This is a genomic window from Corynebacterium halotolerans (assembly GCF_050107895.1).
GTDB lineage: Bacteria > Actinomycetota > Actinomycetes > Mycobacteriales > Mycobacteriaceae > Corynebacterium > Corynebacterium halotolerans_B.
In genome coordinates this window covers 207,918-224,861 of the sequence record NZ_JBNILW010000002.1, presented here as the reverse complement: position 1 = coordinate 224,861, position 16,944 = coordinate 207,918, and the positions used below count along the sequence as shown (strand labels likewise).

The window sequence follows — 16,944 nt, the reverse complement described above, 5'->3', positions numbered from 1 at the left end:
GCTTAAACGACCTTGTCGAAGGCGTTGACCTGCCCGGTCAGCTCGGACAGCCAGTCGGCGTAGGCGCGTGAGGTCATTGCCCCCTTGGAGTTCCAGCCGGTGACCTGATCGGCCTGGACCGCCGGCAGGTCCTCCCAGAGCTCCGTGGTGAAACCGTTGTCCGCGTCATAGCCCTCCACGAGGATGACGTCCGCCGGGTAGGTCGAGGCCTCCTCCCAGGCGACCTGGCCCCAAGGGTTCCCGCTTTCCGGGGCCGGTGGGCCGACGATGGTGGCGCCGAGTTCCCCCAGCAGGTCCGCCTGGTTGAAACCGACGCCGGTGTAGAGCATCTCCTTGGTGGGGCTGGCCAGCAGGAAGGACAGGTCCTTCGCCGCCGCGGCATCGGAGAACTCCTGTTTAGCGGTCTCCAGGTCGGCGTCGGCCTGCCGGACGCCTTCCGCCCCGGTGTCGGCGCCGAGGAAACCGGCGACCTGACGGGTGGCGTCGATGTTCTCCCCCACGGATTCCCCCGAGGGCAGGGGGATGAAGTTGGCCACCCGGGTCAGCTGGGCATTGACGTCCTCGTCGAACCAGGACCAGCCCTCCGCGTCACCTTGGCCGATGATGGCATCCGGATGGATCTCGGCGAGCTTTTCCATGTTGATCTCGCCGTCCTGGCCGATCCGCTCGATGCCACTGATGTCCGCGTCGCCCATCACCCAGGGGTTCTCACAGTCGAAGCCGAACAGGGCGTCCGGCTCGATCCCGTACTCGTGGAGGGAACTGTAGGCGTAGCAGTCCATGACCAGCGATTCCGGCTGCTGCTCGAAGGAGATCTCCAGACCGTCGATCGTGGGGTGCGAGAGGGTGGTGCCCCCGTCGCCCGCTGGCTCAGCGTCGGAGGCGGGCCCGTCCTGGGATCCGGAACAGGATGCCAGGAGCAGGGCCGCGGTAGCGGTGATGGAGGTGAGGAGCCGACGTTTCACGGGCGGGCCTTTCGGAGTGCGGACAATAACCGATCGCAGACATTAGCACGACCTAACTTAGGTTAGGGTACCTTTCCTTTTCCGGGGGTGTCGGGAGGGGGAGTGGCCGTTGGCTGCCACGGCGTCCCGCGTGCTCTTCCCGGGGGAGTGCGCAGCTGCGCACAACACCAGTCCCTGCGCACACTTTCCGCCCCAGGGGACACAGTGAGTCGCGCGCCGCGAGTGCGCAGCTGCGCAGGAGGTGCCAGGCGGGGCGTCGGTAAGTGCCGCCCGGCTTATCCTCGGCGGCACTCGCCACCGGGGTAGGGGTGCGCAGCTGCGCACAGTTTCTGCGCAGCGCCGGGATCAACCGGGCCCACCCTGCCCCGCCAGGTCCTGCCGGTGTTCCGCGTAGTACCGGCTGAGCAGTCGGTACGGCCGGGAGAGGAAGGCCAACAGCACCACGATCAGCATGATCACGCCGGAGGCCATGAACATCAGCGCCATGCCGCGGGTCGTGCCCTCGCCGAGCAGCCAGCCGAAGGCGGCTTGCCCGTCCGGACCCGCCATCCAGGGGATCACGTAGGCCTGGGCCACGATGGCGATCACGAGGGTGGCCAGCGGATTGGCCGCCATCTCCACGGCCATGGCCAGCCCGAAGACCCGCCCCTGCTGCCGGTAGGGGACCACCCGCTGGAGGATGGTCTGCTCTGCGGCCTCCGTCGCCGGGTTGATGAGCATGAAGATGAAGATGCCGCCGATGTAGAGCCACCACCACTCGCGGACCACGAACACGATGCCCAGGATGGCCACCACGCCGTTGACCAGCAGCAGCGTGCGCACGGGATTCTTCCCCAGGCCGGTCTTCGCGATGATCGCGCCGCCCAGGATGAACCCGAGGCTGGTCAGGCCGAGCAGCGTGCCCCACACCTCCGGGCGGAACATCTCCAGACCGTAGGGGTCCATCATCGCGGAGTACACCCCGCCGATGAAGTTGTTGAAGGAGGTGAACAGGATCAGCGCCAGCAGGCCGGGGACGGACAGGATGATCAGCAGGGACCCGTGCAGATCCAGCCCCTTGTGCTCCGCCGCGTGATACCCCTGCGGCTTATCGACGCCGCCGTGGTCCGCCTCCGTGGGGATCCCGGCGCCCACCGCGGCCTGGGCTTCGGCGGTGGTGAGGATCTCTTCCTCGGGAATCCTCACCGGTAGCAGGTGGACCAGCGCCACCACGGTCAGGCCCAGGGCGATCCACATCGTCGGCCCCATGCCGATGAAGCCGATGGACACCCCCGACAGGATGCTGGTGGCCATGAACGCCACGCCCTGGACCATGCCCACCAGGCCGTTCGCCCGGTCACGCCGGCCCTCCGGGACCAGCAGGGTGACGGTGGTGGACAGCGCGATATTACGCAGGTGCTCGACCACCGCGCCCACCAGGGTCAGTGCCGAGAAGGCCCACAGCGCAGCATCAGTGATGCCGATCGTGTCCGGGTTGATGGCGGTCACCCACACCACCGCGGCCAGCGCGAAACAGACCAGCGTGGACACCGCGGCAAAGACCATCACGTTCTTCTTGCGGTTGTGGTCGACGATGCCGCCGAAGACGACCGAACCGATCGCGATCAGTCCGATGTAGAGGGCGTTGAGGGTGCCGGCCAGAGCGACATCGCGGGTTTCCAGGTACACCCAGAACGTCAGGGCGAACCACAGATAGCTCGTGGTCACATTCGCGATCAGGGTGTTGATCAGGATCTGGTGGAAGGGCTTCACGGGCTCGGCACTCCTGGTGGATGGGGAGGTCTGCGCGACGCCAGCCGAGGGGTAGCCGGATGACGAAATTAACTGCCGTTACCAGCAAGAAAATACCGGACCGGAGAACAACGTAAAACCCGGGAACCAGGTAGGGGCTCTCCCAGGGTGCATCTCCCGGCGGCTTCCCGGCACCGCTCCGGCGCCGTTCTGCCGCCGCCACATGACAAATGTCAGCGACTATTCGTGACACCGTACCCGCAGACTCCTGACATCCATCGCTACCTGCGAAAACACCCGCCCGGCAGAGTAAGGGGCATGACCAGCACACTAGGAGCCAACGAAACCGCCCCCGCTGACCACGCCGGACGGGAGACCGTCATCGCGGTCAATGAGCTGACCTGCACCTACGGCAGCGGGAAAAACACCTACACCGCCGTGGACGGGTCCACCTTCACCGTCCACCGCGGCGAGGTCTACGGCCTGCTCGGCACGAACGGTGCCGGCAAGACCTCCACCCTGGAACTGCTGGAGGGGCTGGCCGAGCCCACCTCCGGAACCGTCTCCGTCCTGGGGAGGAATCCGGTCACGGACCGCGCCGAGCTGCGCCCCGAACTGGGCATCATGCTCCAGTCCGGCGGGCTGCCCAGTCAGTTGACCGTGGCAGAGACCATGCGCATGTGGCACGGAACCTGCTCCACCCCTCGTGACATCGACGTCGTGCTGGGCGAGGTCGGACTGAACCACCGGACGGACGTCAAGGTCGGTTCCCTCTCCGGTGGTGAGCAGCGCCGCCTCGACCTGGCCTGCGCCCTGCTCGGCGATCCCTCGGTGATCTTCCTGGACGAGCCGACCACCGGCCTGGACCCGGAGTCCCGCCACAATGTCTGGGAGCTGCTCAGGGGGCTGAAGGACCGCGGCGTGACCATGATCCTGACCACCCACTACCTGGAGGAGGCCGAGGTTCTGGCCGACCGGATCGCGATCATGCACCGCGGCAGGTTCGCCGTCGAGGGGACGCTGCCCGAACTGATCGCCGACGCCGGCTCCGTGATCCGCTTCGAACTCGACCACAACTACCCGCCGTTGCCGGAACTGCCCGGCACCTCACTGACCCGTGACGGCCGGAGGGTGGAGATCACCACCAGCCGGCTGCAGGCGGACACCCGCCGGATCCTGAACTGGGCAGCCGAGCACGACCTGCACCTCACCGCCTTCGCCGCCCGCCCCGCCTCCCTGGAGACGGTGTTCCTCGACATCGCCGGCGCCGACGCACAGTCCCTGTAACCCCACCCGCGCCCCACAAGGAGAATCCCCATGGCCACCGCACCGATCACCCCCACCGTGCCTGCCGCGGACGCCGACAAGCACCGGAACCGGTCCACAACCTTCCAGCGCACCAGCTCACTGGCCCGGGCCGAATGGCTGCAGTTCCGCCGCAACAAGACCCTGCTGTTCATGGCCACCGTGTTTCCCCTCGGTATCCCGCTGCTGCTGTTCCTGATGGGCGACGGCGAGGGTGTCCAGGCGGCGAACTCCTTCGACATGTTCGTCTTCTACACGCTGACCTTCGTGCAGTTCTACACCGTGCTGTCCATGGCCACGACCCGCCGCGACGAACGCGTGCTCAAACGGCTGCGAACCGGCGAGGCCCGGGACGGTGAGATCCTCGCCGGAATCTGCGCCCCCGGCGCGCTGCTGGCCACCGTCTTCACCATCGTGATCGTCCCGCTGCTGATCATCCTCGGGGCCCCAGCTCCGGTGAACCTCGTGCTGATCGCCGTCGCCGTGCTGCTCGGCCTGGTCCTGTTCAGCGCGCTGGCGCTGGTGACCAGCGCCTACACCAAGAACGCCGAGGCCGCCCAGATCACCTCCTTTCCGGTGCTGACCATCGCGATCCTGGGCCTGGGCGCCCTACGCCCGATGTTCGGCGACGGCATCGTCCACGACATCATCAGCTTCACCCCCTACGCCGCGATCAGCGATCTGATCGGGCTGGGATGGAACGGCGCCATCTTCGGGGACCTGCTGTCCGGGGCCACCGCGCTCAACTTCGCCGACACCCTCACCGCGGCCGGGCAGCCCCTGCTGATCCTGGTGGCCTGGACAGCCGTGTCCCTCTACGCCGCGAAGACCACCATGCGCTGGGACTCCCACCGCTAATATCAGGACCGATGACAAACGATCACGCGCTGCACGCCGGCCTGCGCAGACTGGCCCGGCCGCGACAGACCTGGCGACGCCTCGGTGGCGCCGCCAAGTTCGTGTTGTACACCCGCCTGTCCATTGAGTCGTTGCCGCCGTTCACCTTCCTCTGGATGGTCGTCGCGCTGGTGGCCGCAAACAACGCCGTGGGCATCCCGGGTTGGCTGGCGGTGCTGACGCTGCTGCTCATCGCGGTGGGGGCCGCCTGGGCCACGGCGGTCCTGGAACTGCAGCCGGACCTGAACACCCGGCCCCGCCGCGAGGTCCGCCCGGTGTACCGGGCGGGGCTGGGTTACACCCTGCTGCTGCTCGCGCTGAGTCTGCTGACTCTGCTGCCCGCGGCGCCGGAGCCCACCATCGGTTTCGGCATCCTGGTGGGCAACGCCGCCGTGATGATCCTCTGCTGCGCCTATCTGCCCTGGCTGCGTTACCGCTGGCTGCTCTGCCTGGTGCTGACCGTTCCCGTCAGCCTGGCCTTCCACGGGGCGGCGGGAATGAGCATCGTCTTCCTGCCGCTTCTCGGCCTGTTCTTCCTGGGCACCGTCGCACTGTCGGTGTGGACGGTCAACCTGATGAAGGAGGTGGAGGAGGCCCGCCGCACCGAGGCCTCCCTGAAGGTCACCGAGGAACGCCTGCGTTTCTCCCAGGAACTCCACGACACCCTGGGGCAGCACCTGGCGGCCATCTCTCTGAAGTCCGAGCTGGCCCTGGCTCTGGCCCGGCGTGGCGACGAGCGGCTGACGGGCGAGCTGGAGCAGCTGCAGCAGCTGTCCCGGACATCGATGTCGGAGATGCGGGAGGTGGTCGAGGGCTACCGCTCCGTCAACCTCGCCACCGAGATCACCGGCGCGCGTTCCCTGCTGGCCGACGCCGAGGTGATCCTCGAGACCACCGGCGACGCCCTGGACGTGGCCGAGGCCGACCGGGAGCTGGCCGCCTGGTTCGTCCGGGAGGCCACCACCAATGTGCTGCGGCACGCCGACGCCACCACCGTCCACCTGGAACTGGGCGCGGAGCGGGTGCGCATGAGCAATGACGGGGCGAACGGGGAGCTGGGTCGGCTGTCCGGACTCGGTTCCCTGCGCCGCCGCGCCCGCGAGCACGGGGCACGTCTGCTGGTGGAGAAGGACGGCGGGAACTTCGCCGCCACCTTGATCCCCGCGGAATCCACGGAATAAGGAGACAAGATGATCACCATCGCGATCGCCGACGACGAGTCCCTGGTGGCCAGTTCCCTGGCCACCCTGCTCAGCCTGGAGGATGACCTGGAGGTCCTGGTCACCTGCGGTTCCGGTGAGGAGCTGTTGACCTGGTGGCGCAAGCGGCTGACCACCTCCCAGCCGGTGGCCCAGGTCTGCGTGCTCGACCTGCAGCTCGGCGGGATCGACGGCATCGACACCGCCGTCCAGCTGCGGGAACTCAGTGCGGATCTGCCGGTGCTGATCGTGACCAGCCACGCCCGGCCCCGCCAGCTCAAGCGCGCACTGGCCAACGGGGTACTGGGTTTTCTGCCCAAGACCGCCACCGCCGAGGAGTTCGCCGGAGCGATCCGCAGCGTGCGGGGCGGGCGCCGGTACCTGGACCAGGAGCTGGCCGCCATGACCATCTCCGCCGGAGAGTCCCCGCTGACGGAACGCGAGGAGGAGATCCTGGAACTCGCCGGCCGGGGCGGCAGCGTGGAGGAGATCGCGGCCGCGGCCCATCTGGCGTCGGGCACCACCCGCAACTATCTGTCCCAGGCGATGGGCAAGGTCGGCGCCCAGAACCGCTTCGAGGCCTACACCCGCGCCCGGGAACTGGGGTGGCTGTAGACCGCGGCGGACCCTGCCCGCCCGCCCAGCCGGCTTCGTGATCCGTCCACCCGGCACAAGCCGGGAACCCTCAATAGACTGCGGGGCATGAGTACTCTCATGACTCCGTCCGAGGTCCGCGAAGCCATTTTCCACGCCCACAAGATCAGCCTTCTCGCCTGCTACTGGACTGCCGGAGACACCCGGAGTCTGGCCGGGTACAACACCGCCGGGCTCAGCCGTTACTCCTCCGAGCACATCCCGACCGCCCTGTTCTGTGATCCGGCGGCGGCGCTGGCGGCCGTGCCCAGCTCGACCGCCGGCCGCAACCCCATGCCGGACCCGGACACCCTGGCCTTCTGGTTCCGCCGCTGGGGGCTGCGGAAGAACCGCAGCACCATCGTCTACGACTTCGGTCGCGGCCTGTACGCCGCCCGTGCCTGGTGGATCCTGCGCTGGGCCGGGGTGGACAATGTGCGCATCCTCGACGGCGGACTCACCGCCTGGGACGACGCCGGCTACCCCGTGCTGGCCGGCCCCGGTAACCAGCAGCCGGAGAGCAACGTCACGCCGAATCCGGGGCAGCTGCCCCTGGCCACGATGGAGGACGTCCGTGAATTCGACGGCCTGCTCATCGACGCCCGGGAACCCGCCCGCTTCGGCGGGCGCCGCGAGCTGCTGGACCTCAAGGCCGGGCACATCCCCGGGGCGGTCAACGTGCCGTCGCGCGACATGATCAACCCGGACGGCACCTACCGCAGCCCGGACGAGATCCGCACGCTGCTGGAGCAGGCGGGGGTGACCGGCGATCAGGAGATGATCGTCTACTCCGGTTCCGGCAACCACTCTGCCCAGTTGCTGGTGGCCATGCACCTCGCAGGTTTCCCCACCCCGGCGCACTACGTGGGGGGATGGTCCCAGTGGAGCGCCACCTCCCGGAATCCGGTGGCGGTGGCGGAATCCCAGAACGCCTGACCCCGTGGGGCCGCACCCGGCCGGGTTATGGGGCCGGAACCGGGAAAACGGGCGCAATTCCCCGAATCACTGCTGCTGACCGCTACTGTATTGGGTAATGGAAACTATCGCATTCGTTCTCGCGGGTGTCGCGGCGGTCGGAGCCGCGGCACTGTGGTTCGTCGATGCTTCCCGACGCCGCGGAACCGACGAGACCACTGAGCCCGCCACCCCCGGTAGTCCCACCGCCCCCGAAACGGCACCCGGGGCCTCCGGAACGGCGGGACCGCCGGCGGGGCCGGACGTGACGGAACCAACACCCGAAGCCCCCGACCACGCCGGGGAGGAACCCCTCGACGTGGAGATCGAGGAGGAGGCCGAACCAGCACCGGACGCCGCGCCCCCGACACCCGAGCCGACACCGGAGACCGGCCCCGTCACCGGCACCGCCGAGGAACCCGTCGAGGCCGCTGAGGCGGGGGAGAGCGACGATGACGAACCGGGGGAGGATCCGGCCGAGCCCGGGGAGGCGGCCGCTGAGCGGAAACCCCGGCACCGCCCGGGACTGTCCCTGCCCGGTGCCCAGCGCCGCGAGCGCCGCACCTGGGCGGAGGACAACGGCTGGGAGTTCAAGCGCACCGACGAGTACCTCGACGACGAGTGGGAGCGGGGCGCCGCCGCCAGCGGAGCGGTGGTGCGTGACGTCGTCAGTGGCGCCGTCTACGGCAAGGAGATGCACCTGGTGGACCTGGGCGGGGTGACCGTGATGGCGTTGCGCCGCGGGGCGGCCTCCGACGTGGTGGTGGACCTGCGCCGCATCGCGGACATCCCGGCCGACCGCGGCGGGGAGTCCCCGGATCTGGTGCCGGTCGGGGACGTCCACGGTTTCCGGTTGTTCGCCACGGAGGCGGGGCCGGCGGAACGCTTCATCGATGAACGCGTCAAGGCCGCCCTGGATGCCCTGCCGGAGCTGGTCACGGCCGTGTGGGTGGAAGGTGACTGGGTGCTCGCCCAGACCGGGAAGGGTTCGCGCCTGGACACCTGGGATGAGATGTGCGCGCCGTTGGCCTCCCTCGCCGACGCCGCGCGCACCCTCCCGCCGCCGCTCAACGCGCCCCAGGCACTCAATCTGGACGATCTGGACCCCACCCGGCTGATGCCGCCGCGGCAGAAACCCGTCGTCGAGCCGCACCCGCCAGTGGCTGAGGCCCCGGCGCCCCCGCTGGTCATCCGGCCGGAGGAGCCGCTGGAGCTGCCCACCCGCCAGCGCGCGGAGAGCCGCGGGGTGGTCGAACCCCGGGCCGTCGGCGCGGATGAGGTCGAGCCCATCGCGGAGGGCACCCCGGACCTGGATCCGGAGGACTACAACGGACTGCGGGTGCTGCGTGACCTGAGTGACGGCCCCAGCATCTTCGACGATCTGGCCCAGGAGCTGGGCACTGATCCGCTGCGGGATGACAAGAACTAGGCTTTAGGCTGATCTGATCCGCACATCCCGCCCGGCCCGCAAGGAGACCATGACGCCATGACCCGACCCGACCTGGAACCCCGACAGCTCGCCGAGCTCGCCGAACTGGTCAAGCAACTCGCCGTCGTACGCGGCGAGGTGACCCTGTCCTCGGGCAAGCAGGCCGACTACTACGTGGATCTGCGCCGGGCGACCCTGCACCACCGCGCCGCCCGCCTGATCGGCACGCTGCTGCGCCAGCTCACCGCGGACTGGGACTTCGTCGCCGTCGGTGGACTGACCCTGGGCGCGGATCCGGTGGCCACCGCCGTCATGCACGCCGAAGGCCGGGAGATCGACTCCTTCGTGGTGCGCAAGGAGACCAAGAAGCACGGCATGCAGCGCCGCATTGAGGGCCCGGACATCGTGGGGAAGAAGGTGCTCGTGGTCGAGGACACCACCACCACCGGAAACTCCCCGCTCACGGCCGTCTCGGCCCTGCGGGAGGCCGGGGCCGAGGTCGTCGGGGTGGCCACCGTGGTCGACCGCGCCACCGGTGCTGACCAGGTCATCGCCGACGCCGGGCTGGACTACCGTTTCCTGCTGGGACTCGAGGATCTCGATCTTGCCTGAACCCGAGAGCCCCGACCTGGTGCCCGGCCCCACCGAGTGGGGGCAGGGCCGCCACGGGGTCGGCCCCTGGTCCGAGGAGCATCCGGGTGAGCCGGTGCCCACGGAGTCACGTTATGACGCCGAGCTGCTCGCCGAGGGCGACCGGCGCAACGTCGTCGACGCCTACCGCTACTGGTCCCGAGAAGCGATCGTGGCGGACATCGACGCCCGTCGGCACCCGCTGCACATCGCGATCGAGAACTTCGAGAACGACGCCAACATCGGCACGGTGGTGCGCACCGCCAACGCCTTCGCCGTGGACACCGTCCACATCGTCGGCCGGCGGCGTTGGAACCGACGCGGGGCGATGGTCACCGACCGCTACCAGCATCTCAGGCATCACCCGGACGTGCACTCGCTGCTGATCTGGGCGCTGCGCAACGATCTGACGGTGGTGGCCATCGACAACACGCCGGGCTCGGTGCCGTTGGAGACGGCCGAGCTGCCGCGGGAATGTCTGCTGCTGTTCGGTCAGGAGGGCCCGGGCATCAGTCCGGAGGCCGCGCAGGGGTCCCTGATGACCTGCTCGATCGCCCAGTTCGGTTCCACCCGTTCCATCAACGCCGGGGTGGCTGCCGGGATCGCCATGCACAGCTGGATCAGACAGCACGGTGATCTCGGCAGTGCCTGGTAGATAGTTGTTACGATGAGGTAACGAACCTGCACCGGGAGTGAGAAAACGACAGTGCTAGAGAAATGGGCGCACCGCGCCGACCTCGCCGAGACCGCGATCAACGAACGACACGCGTCCTCCCTCTGGGGGCTGCCCCGGACCAACCTGGCCGTGGTCTCCTGGCCGCCCACGGCGAAGGAGACCATCTTCCTGCACTGGCACTACTGGTGGCAGGCCCACTATCTGGACTGCCTGGTCGACGCCGCCAGCCGCCGCCCCACCAAGGGGCGGCAGCAGCGCATCCGGGAGACCATGCGGGCCATCCGGATCCGCAACCTGGGCAAACTGACCAATAACCAGTACTACGACGACAAGGCCTGGCTGGCCCTGGCGATGGCCCGGGCCGACCGGCTGAAGAAGGTCAAGGCACCCAAGGCACTGTCCGCCCTGGAGTTCGACATCATCGCTGGCATCGACGGGCTGACCAGCGTCCTGCCGTGGCGCCGGGGCGAGACCTTCTACAATGTGCCGACCAACGGCCCGGCCGCGATCATGATGGTGCGGACGGGGCGCCTCGACCAGGCGATCAACATCGTCGACTGGATCTACGACAATCTCCTCACCGAGACGGGGCTGGTGGCCGACGGCCTGCGCATGCGGATGCACGGCCCCGAAATCGTGCGCGAGATCCACCCCTACTGCCAGGGCGTGACACTGGGGGCCAGCCTGGAGATCGCGCTCCGGCTGCGCGAACGTGCGGGATTCACCCACACCGACCAGATCACCGACGTCGCCGACGCCGAGCGGGTGGATGACGCGATGTCCTACATCACCCACATCCGTTCCCTGGTCCGGGCGGTGGCGCGCGAGATGGCGAATGCGGACGGCGTGATCGACTGGGCCACCGGCGACGGTGACGGGGGACTGTTCAAGGGCATCCTGGCCCGGTACCTCGCCGACGTGGCGGTGCGACTGCCGGCGGACAGTCGGGCTAACAAGGACACCCGCCGGCTGGCGGCCCGCCTGGTGATCGGCAGTGCGGAGAGCGTGTGGGGCAACCGCCTGGAGGTGGACGGGCTGCCCGTTTTCGCCACCGACTGGACCGAGGGTGCCCGGTTGCCGCACAACTTCGGGCTGGCGGCCACGTCCCTGTCGGAGAAGGTCGGGGTCATCCGGATCGATGAGCGGGACCTGTCGGTGCAGCTCTCGGGCTGGATGCTCATGGAGGCGGCCGCCCGGGTGGCCGCGGAACTGGAGACAGTCGGGGGCACCGTTTCGGGGGAGTAGCAATGTTACCCGTCCCACACTGGGGTGTGGATCACCCGGTACCCGAGAAAAACGGCTGCGTCGCAGGCATACTGGGAGGCGGACTGACGGCCGACGGGCCCGTCATCTGGACTTTCAACCATCTGATGGAGGAACCAACACATGCCTATCGCAACTCCCGAGGTCTACAACGAGATGCTGGACCGCGCCAAGACGGGCGGCTTCGCCTTCCCGGCGATCAACTGCACCTCCTCGGAGACCATCAACGCCGCGCTGAAGGGCTTCGCCGAGGCCGAGTCCGACGGCATCATCCAGTTCTCCACCGGCGGTGCGCAGTTCGGTTCCGGCCTGAGTGTGAAGAACAAGGTCGCCGGCGCCAAGGCCCTGGCCGCCTTCGCGCATGAGGCTGCCCAGCACTACGGCATCAATGTTGCGCTGCACACGGACCACTGCCAGAAGGAGGTCCTCGACGAGTTCGTCCGCCCGCTGCTGGCCGTCTCCCAGGAACGCGTGGACCGCGGGGAGCTGCCGCTGTTCCAGTCCCACATGTGGGACGGCTCCGCCGTGCCGATCGACGAGAACCTCGAGATCGCCCAGGAGCTGCTGGAGAAGTCGCGCAAGGCCAACATCGTCCTGGAGATCGAGATCGGTGTCGTCGGCGGCGAGGAGGACGGCGTCGAGGCCAAGGCCGGCGCCAACCTCTACACCACCCCGGAGGACTTCGAGAAGACCATCGACGCCATCGGCACCGGTGAGAACGGCCGCTACCTGCTGGCCGCCACCTTCGGCAACGTCCACGGCGTGTACAAGCCGGGCAACGTGAAGTTGCGCCCGGAGATCCTGCTGGAGGGCCAGCAGGTCGCCCGCAAGAAGCTGGGCCTGGATGACTCCGCCCTGCCCTTCGACTTCGTCTTCCACGGTGGCTCCGGTTCCGAGAAGGAGAAGATCGAGGAGGCCCTGCGCTACGGGACCATCAAGATGAACGTGGACACCGACACCCAGTACGCCTTCACCCGCCCGATCGCCTCCCACATGTTCGAGAACTACGACGGGGTGCTCAAGATCGACGGCGAGGTCGGCAACAAGAAGGCCTATGACCCGCGTTCCTACCTGAAGAAGGCGGAGCAGTCCATGTCCGAGCGGGTCATCGAGGCCTGCGAGGACCTGCACTCCGTGGGCAAGTCCGTCACCAAGTAGGACCCCGCCGCGCAGTTCGGTTCCCCCGGCCGCCGGGCGACTAGGATCGGGGGCATGCCGAAGCAGAGAATCGGGACGCTGGAGCGGCTCCGGGAGATCGACGACTCACTGAACGCCAGGTTGCGCCGGGTGTGGAAACGCCGTCTGACCTACCTGCAGGCGGCCCTCGCCGTGATCCTGGCCTACTGGGTGGCCACGTCGGTCTTCGGGCACCCGCTGCCCTTCTTCGCCCCCATCGCCGCCGTCATCATTCTGGGGCTGTCCGGTGGCGAACGTCTGAAGCGGGCCTTCGAACTGACGTTGGGCTGCGCGCTCGGCGTCGCCTTCGGTGACCTGGTGATCGCCGGCATCGGCTCCGGCTACTGGCAGATCTCCGTCGCGGTGGCCATCTCCATGATGGCCGCCGCGTTCATCTCCAAGGCCCAGCTGGTGAGCAACCAGATGGCGATCGCGTCGATCCTGATCGCCACCCTCATGCCACCCGGTTCCTCCGACGGCTTCGACCGCGCCGTCGACGCCCTGATCGGCGGATTCGTGGCGATTCTCATCATGGCGCTGATACCCACCTCCCCCCTGAGCGCCGGACGTCAGGAGGTGTCCAAGGTACTGGGGATCGCGGCCAGCGTGCTGAACGACGTCGCCGAGGCCCTGCGGGCGGGTGACACCCGGGCCCTGGATGAGGCACTGTCCGCCGTCCGCGGGACCCAGCAGGACATCAACACCATGCTCGCGGCGGGGAAGAATGCGCGGGAGACGGCGACCGTCTCACCGCTGCTGTGGAGTGAACGACGCCGGGTGCGCTCCCTGGAGCGGATCCTGGCGCCGGTGGACAACACCATCCGCAACGTCCGCGTGCTCGCCCGGCGTGCCCTGGTGCTCACCGAGGACGAGGACACCGTGGCACCGGAACAGATCGAGATGATCGATGAGCTCGCCGAGATCACGCTGGCACTGTCAGACCTCTATGAGCGTCAGGCGGAGGTGAGCGAAGCCACCGAAATCCCGGAACTGGTACACCGGCTGCGGGTGCTCGGCGCGCGGGCCGGTATCTCCGTGGCCGAGGGCCGGGTGCTCTCCGCCCACGTGATCCTGGCCCAGGCCCGCTCCATCATCGTGGACCTGCTGCAGGTCTGCGGCATGTCCCGGGAATCGGCGGTGGCGGTACTGGCACCGAGTTCCCAGACCCCGGCCTACCCGCCGGAGGTCTGGGAGGAGGATCTGGAGGAGGAGCCCCACCGCGGCGAGGAGGACGAGCCGGGAGAGGTGGACGGCAGCGACCACGGAAAATAACCGGTTGCTATTCGGCTCCCGCACCCGGTGACCGGCCCCGCCGTGAGAGACGGGAAAGTTGCAAATAGATCACACTTACCGGGGTTACCGGGCGGGGGACGGAAGCTTCTGGTTACGTCGAGACAACGACCTACCGGATTGAAAGGGATCGTCATGATGCGTACCAGTCATCGTCTGCTCACCGCCACCGCCGGGCTGCTCGGCTCGGCCCTGCTGCTGGTGGGGTGCGGTGGCAGCGAATCCGAGACCGGTCCAGGGGACGGGGCCAGCCAGGAAACCACGGCTCCGACGGAGAGCGACACCGGAACCCCCACGTCAGAGGAAACCAGCCCGGAGACGTCGACCGGGGCGGAGGAGGAGCTCGTCTTCGATCTGGAGACCGGCGACTGCGTGGCGGACGTCCAGGCGATCTTTGGGGGCGAGGAAAAGGTCAACGACGTCGAGAACGTCGGGGTCATCGACTGCGCCGAGCCACACACCGGCGAGGTCTTCCACATTGAGACCCTGCCGGACGGTGAGATCCCCGCCGTGGAGGAACTGAGTGCCACGGCGGAGGAATCCTGTCTGGCGCAGTTCGAACCCTTCGTCGGCGTCCCCTACCTGCAGTCCGAGTTGGAGATCGCCTACCTCCACCCCACGCCGCAGTCCTGGGCGCAGGGCGACCGGGACATTCTCTGCGTACTCACCTCCCCCGAGCCAACCGAGGGCAGTGCCCACCAGACGGCGGCTTAACGACCTGCGCCGTCAATCCGTCGACAGTTGTCCTGGAGAACATGAACATGGCGCAACGCGGCCCCTGCGTCAGCTGAGCTGTGCCTGTCCGGCGACGCGTGCGATCAGCTGGAGCGGTGGGGCAGGCGCGGTGCGCCAGCGTAGGGCACCAGTTACCGGGTCTTGTCCCTGCTGGTTCTCCCATGCCCGTGACCTTCGCCTGCACGTCCGGCAGCCGCTCGAGCGGATTGCTCCGGTGCGCAGCTGAAGCCACCTAACTCCGCGCAGGCGATTTCGGCGGCGGGGTCTCGGCGCAATTTGTGGATCACCGGCGCGCGCCGGCCCAGCGGGGGAGTGCAAGTTCCACATTATCCCGGCCCCAGCGGCGCGGGGCGGCCCCCGTGCGGGGGGTGATCGGCGACCGACTCAGAAGTAATTGTCTGACAATCTTGCGAGCCTGCGGTGATGTTCACTAGCTTGAAACTCAATGAGATCTGCGTCACCGGTCGCGAACAAGTGTGATCGGTAGCGCTGCTGGCGGAAAGGGTTGCTCTCGTGATCTTCAGAACCGTAACAATCGCACTGGCCTTCGTGGGGCTGATGGTGGGGGCTGGCGTCGCGACCGGCCTCGAAACCATCCAATACTTCGTCTCCTTCGGATGGATCGGCATCGTGGGGATCGCCGTGGCCGGGGCGATCATCTCCGTCACCGGACTGGTCATCATCCAGCTCGGTTCCTACTACCTGGCGGATGACCACTCGACGGTCTTTGAGTCCATCACCTACAAATGGGTCGCCCGTCTCATTGACGTCATGGTCACACTGACGGTCTTCGCCCTCGGTTTCGTCATGATCGCCGGTGCGGGCTCGACGATGAACCAGCAGTTCGGCTGGCCGATGTGGGCGGGCGCTCTGCTGATGGTCGTGCTCACCCTGATCACGGGGCTGCTCAACGTCGACAAGGTGATCAACATCATCGGCTGGATCACCCCGCTGATCGTGGGGGCCGTCATCGTGGTGTTCGTCTACGCGCTGACCCACCTGCCGGTGGACGTCGCGGAGCTCAACCAGATCGCCCAGGGCGAACCCTCCGCGATGTCGAACTGGTGGATCTCGTCCTTCAACTACGCGGGACTGGTGCTGATCACCGCCGTGTCGATGATGCTCGTGATCGGCGGCAGCTACGTCAACCCACGCGAGGCCGGGTTGGGAGGTCTGGTCGGGGGTCTGACCCTGACCGGGCTGCTGCTCCTGCTCGGCACCGCGATGTTCCTGCAGATCGACGCGGTGGCCGGCGTGGGCGTGCCGAACCTCGCGCTGTTCAACGCCATTCACCCGGCCCTCGGCACGATCCTCGTCTGGATCATCTACGCCATGATCTTCAATACCTGCGTCGGCCAGTACTACGCTCTCGGGCGCCGGCTCTCGGCCGGGCGGAAGAAACGGTTCTACCCGATCTTCGCGACGATGGTGCTGATCGGATTCGGGGTCTCCTTCGTCGGCTTCGAGGCCCTGATGGCCAACGTCTACCCGGTCATCGGTTACGCCGGCATCGTCCTCGCCGTGATCATGGTGGTGGCCTACTTGCGGGACCGTCCGAAGATCGCGGTGGAGACCCACCGGAGGATCCAGCTGCGTGCACTGTTCACCAAACGCGAGCACCCGGAGGAGAAGTTCTGCCGGGAGGACGCGCACGAGTTGGAGAGCCTGGCCGACACCGTCGCACACGATGGCCAGGAGCTCAGGGAGCGCATCGCGACCGAGGTCGCCGAGGAGCTGCACCGCGACGGTTCGATCGAGTACGACATGCCGGCCGACATCCGCTACATCGCCCGGAAGTTGAGTCCGGAGGAGATCGAGGCGCTGCCGGCGGGCGATGTCCGCACGCAGCTGCTGCATACCCAGGGCGCAGCGGTCCCCGAGATCGCGGAGCCCGAGTTGACCGGCGCAGACGTCCGCGCGCTGGCGGAGATGGTTTCGCTGGAGAAGATCGAGCGCCTGCCGGAGGGTGCCATCAAGGACGCGCTGCTGGAGGCGAAGCGGACACATTTGGCCAGCTCCTCCTGACGACCACTCCGCCACCCGGCTGATTCGGACGAGTCC

15 protein-coding genes are annotated in these 16,944 nt (G+C 67.8%); 13 read left to right on the top strand and 2 right to left on the bottom strand.

The features are described from left to right. Positions 1-2 precede the first annotated feature (2 nt). Together ACQCVD_RS03310 and ACQCVD_RS03305 are read right to left on the bottom strand one after the other, a co-directional pair. Entirely contained in the window at positions 3-965 is a 963-nt protein-coding gene (locus ACQCVD_RS03310) for an ABC transporter substrate-binding protein (protein ID WP_426822278.1), read from the bottom strand. Between the two features lie 345 nt (positions 966-1,310). After that, the gene (locus ACQCVD_RS03305; protein WP_426822277.1) at positions 1,311-2,717 is read right to left on the bottom strand and encodes an MFS transporter; all 1,407 of its coding nucleotides are present in this window, start codon (positions 2,715-2,717) and stop codon (positions 1,311-1,313) included. A gap of 297 nt (positions 2,718-3,014) precedes the next feature. Between ACQCVD_RS03305 and ACQCVD_RS03300 the strand changes: the two genes are divergently transcribed. The 13 genes from ACQCVD_RS03300 to ACQCVD_RS03240 all read left to right on the top strand — a co-directional run bounded on the left by ACQCVD_RS03300 (position 3,015) and on the right by ACQCVD_RS03240 (position 16,908). Next, entirely contained in the window at positions 3,015-3,983 is a 969-nt protein-coding gene (locus ACQCVD_RS03300) for an ABC transporter ATP-binding protein (protein ID WP_426822276.1), read from the top strand. 30 nt (positions 3,984-4,013) lie between these two features. Beyond that, a complete protein-coding gene (locus ACQCVD_RS03295) occupies positions 4,014-4,859 on the top strand; it encodes an ABC transporter permease (protein ID WP_426822275.1) in 846 nt (281 codons plus the stop codon). 11 nt (positions 4,860-4,870) lie between these two features. Then, positions 4,871-6,079 (top strand): sensor histidine kinase, encoded by a 1,209-nt coding sequence (locus tag ACQCVD_RS03290; protein ID WP_426822274.1) that lies wholly within the window; start codon positions 4,871-4,873, stop codon positions 6,077-6,079. Positions 6,080-6,088: 9 nt separating this feature from the next. After that, positions 6,089-6,712 (top strand): response regulator, encoded by a 624-nt coding sequence (locus ACQCVD_RS03285; protein WP_426822273.1) that lies wholly within the window; start codon positions 6,089-6,091, stop codon positions 6,710-6,712. A gap of 87 nt (positions 6,713-6,799) precedes the next feature. Continuing rightward, positions 6,800-7,666 carry a sulfurtransferase gene (locus ACQCVD_RS03280; protein ID WP_426822272.1) on the top strand — a complete coding sequence of 289 codons (867 nt, stop codon included), beginning with the start codon at positions 6,800-6,802 and terminating at the stop codon, positions 7,664-7,666. A gap of 97 nt (positions 7,667-7,763) precedes the next feature. Further along, complete coding sequence (locus ACQCVD_RS03275) at positions 7,764-9,113, top strand: hypothetical protein (RefSeq protein WP_426822271.1); 1,350 nt, start codon at positions 7,764-7,766, stop codon at positions 9,111-9,113. A 57-nt stretch (positions 9,114-9,170) separates the two neighbouring features. Continuing rightward, positions 9,171-9,725 carry an orotate phosphoribosyltransferase gene (pyrE, locus tag ACQCVD_RS03270; protein ID WP_426822270.1) on the top strand — a complete coding sequence of 185 codons (555 nt, stop codon included), beginning with the start codon at positions 9,171-9,173 and terminating at the stop codon, positions 9,723-9,725. Beyond that, entirely contained in the window at positions 9,718-10,398 is a 681-nt protein-coding gene (locus ACQCVD_RS03265; protein ID WP_426822269.1) for a TrmH family RNA methyltransferase, read from the top strand. Before pyrE ends, ACQCVD_RS03265 begins: the two co-directional genes overlap by 8 nt. A gap of 51 nt (positions 10,399-10,449) precedes the next feature. After that, positions 10,450-11,664, top strand: coding sequence for a glycoside hydrolase family 76 protein (locus tag ACQCVD_RS03260; RefSeq protein ID WP_426822268.1), 1,215 nt, complete (start codon positions 10,450-10,452; stop codon positions 11,662-11,664). 141 nt (positions 11,665-11,805) lie between these two features. Continuing rightward, complete coding sequence (gene fbaA / locus ACQCVD_RS03255; protein WP_426822267.1) at positions 11,806-12,840, top strand: class II fructose-bisphosphate aldolase; 1,035 nt, start codon at positions 11,806-11,808, stop codon at positions 12,838-12,840. A 54-nt stretch (positions 12,841-12,894) separates the two neighbouring features. After that, positions 12,895-14,130, top strand: a complete 1,236-nt coding sequence (locus ACQCVD_RS03250) for an FUSC family protein (RefSeq protein ID WP_426822266.1) — start codon at positions 12,895-12,897, stop codon at positions 14,128-14,130. A 153-nt stretch (positions 14,131-14,283) separates the two neighbouring features. Next, positions 14,284-14,862, top strand: coding sequence for a septum formation family protein (locus ACQCVD_RS03245; protein ID WP_426822265.1), 579 nt, complete (start codon positions 14,284-14,286; stop codon positions 14,860-14,862). Between the two features lie 534 nt (positions 14,863-15,396). Further along, a complete protein-coding gene (locus tag ACQCVD_RS03240) occupies positions 15,397-16,908 on the top strand; it encodes a YkvI family membrane protein (protein WP_426822264.1) in 1,512 nt (503 codons plus the stop codon). The last annotated feature ends 36 nt before the right edge of the window (positions 16,909-16,944 follow it).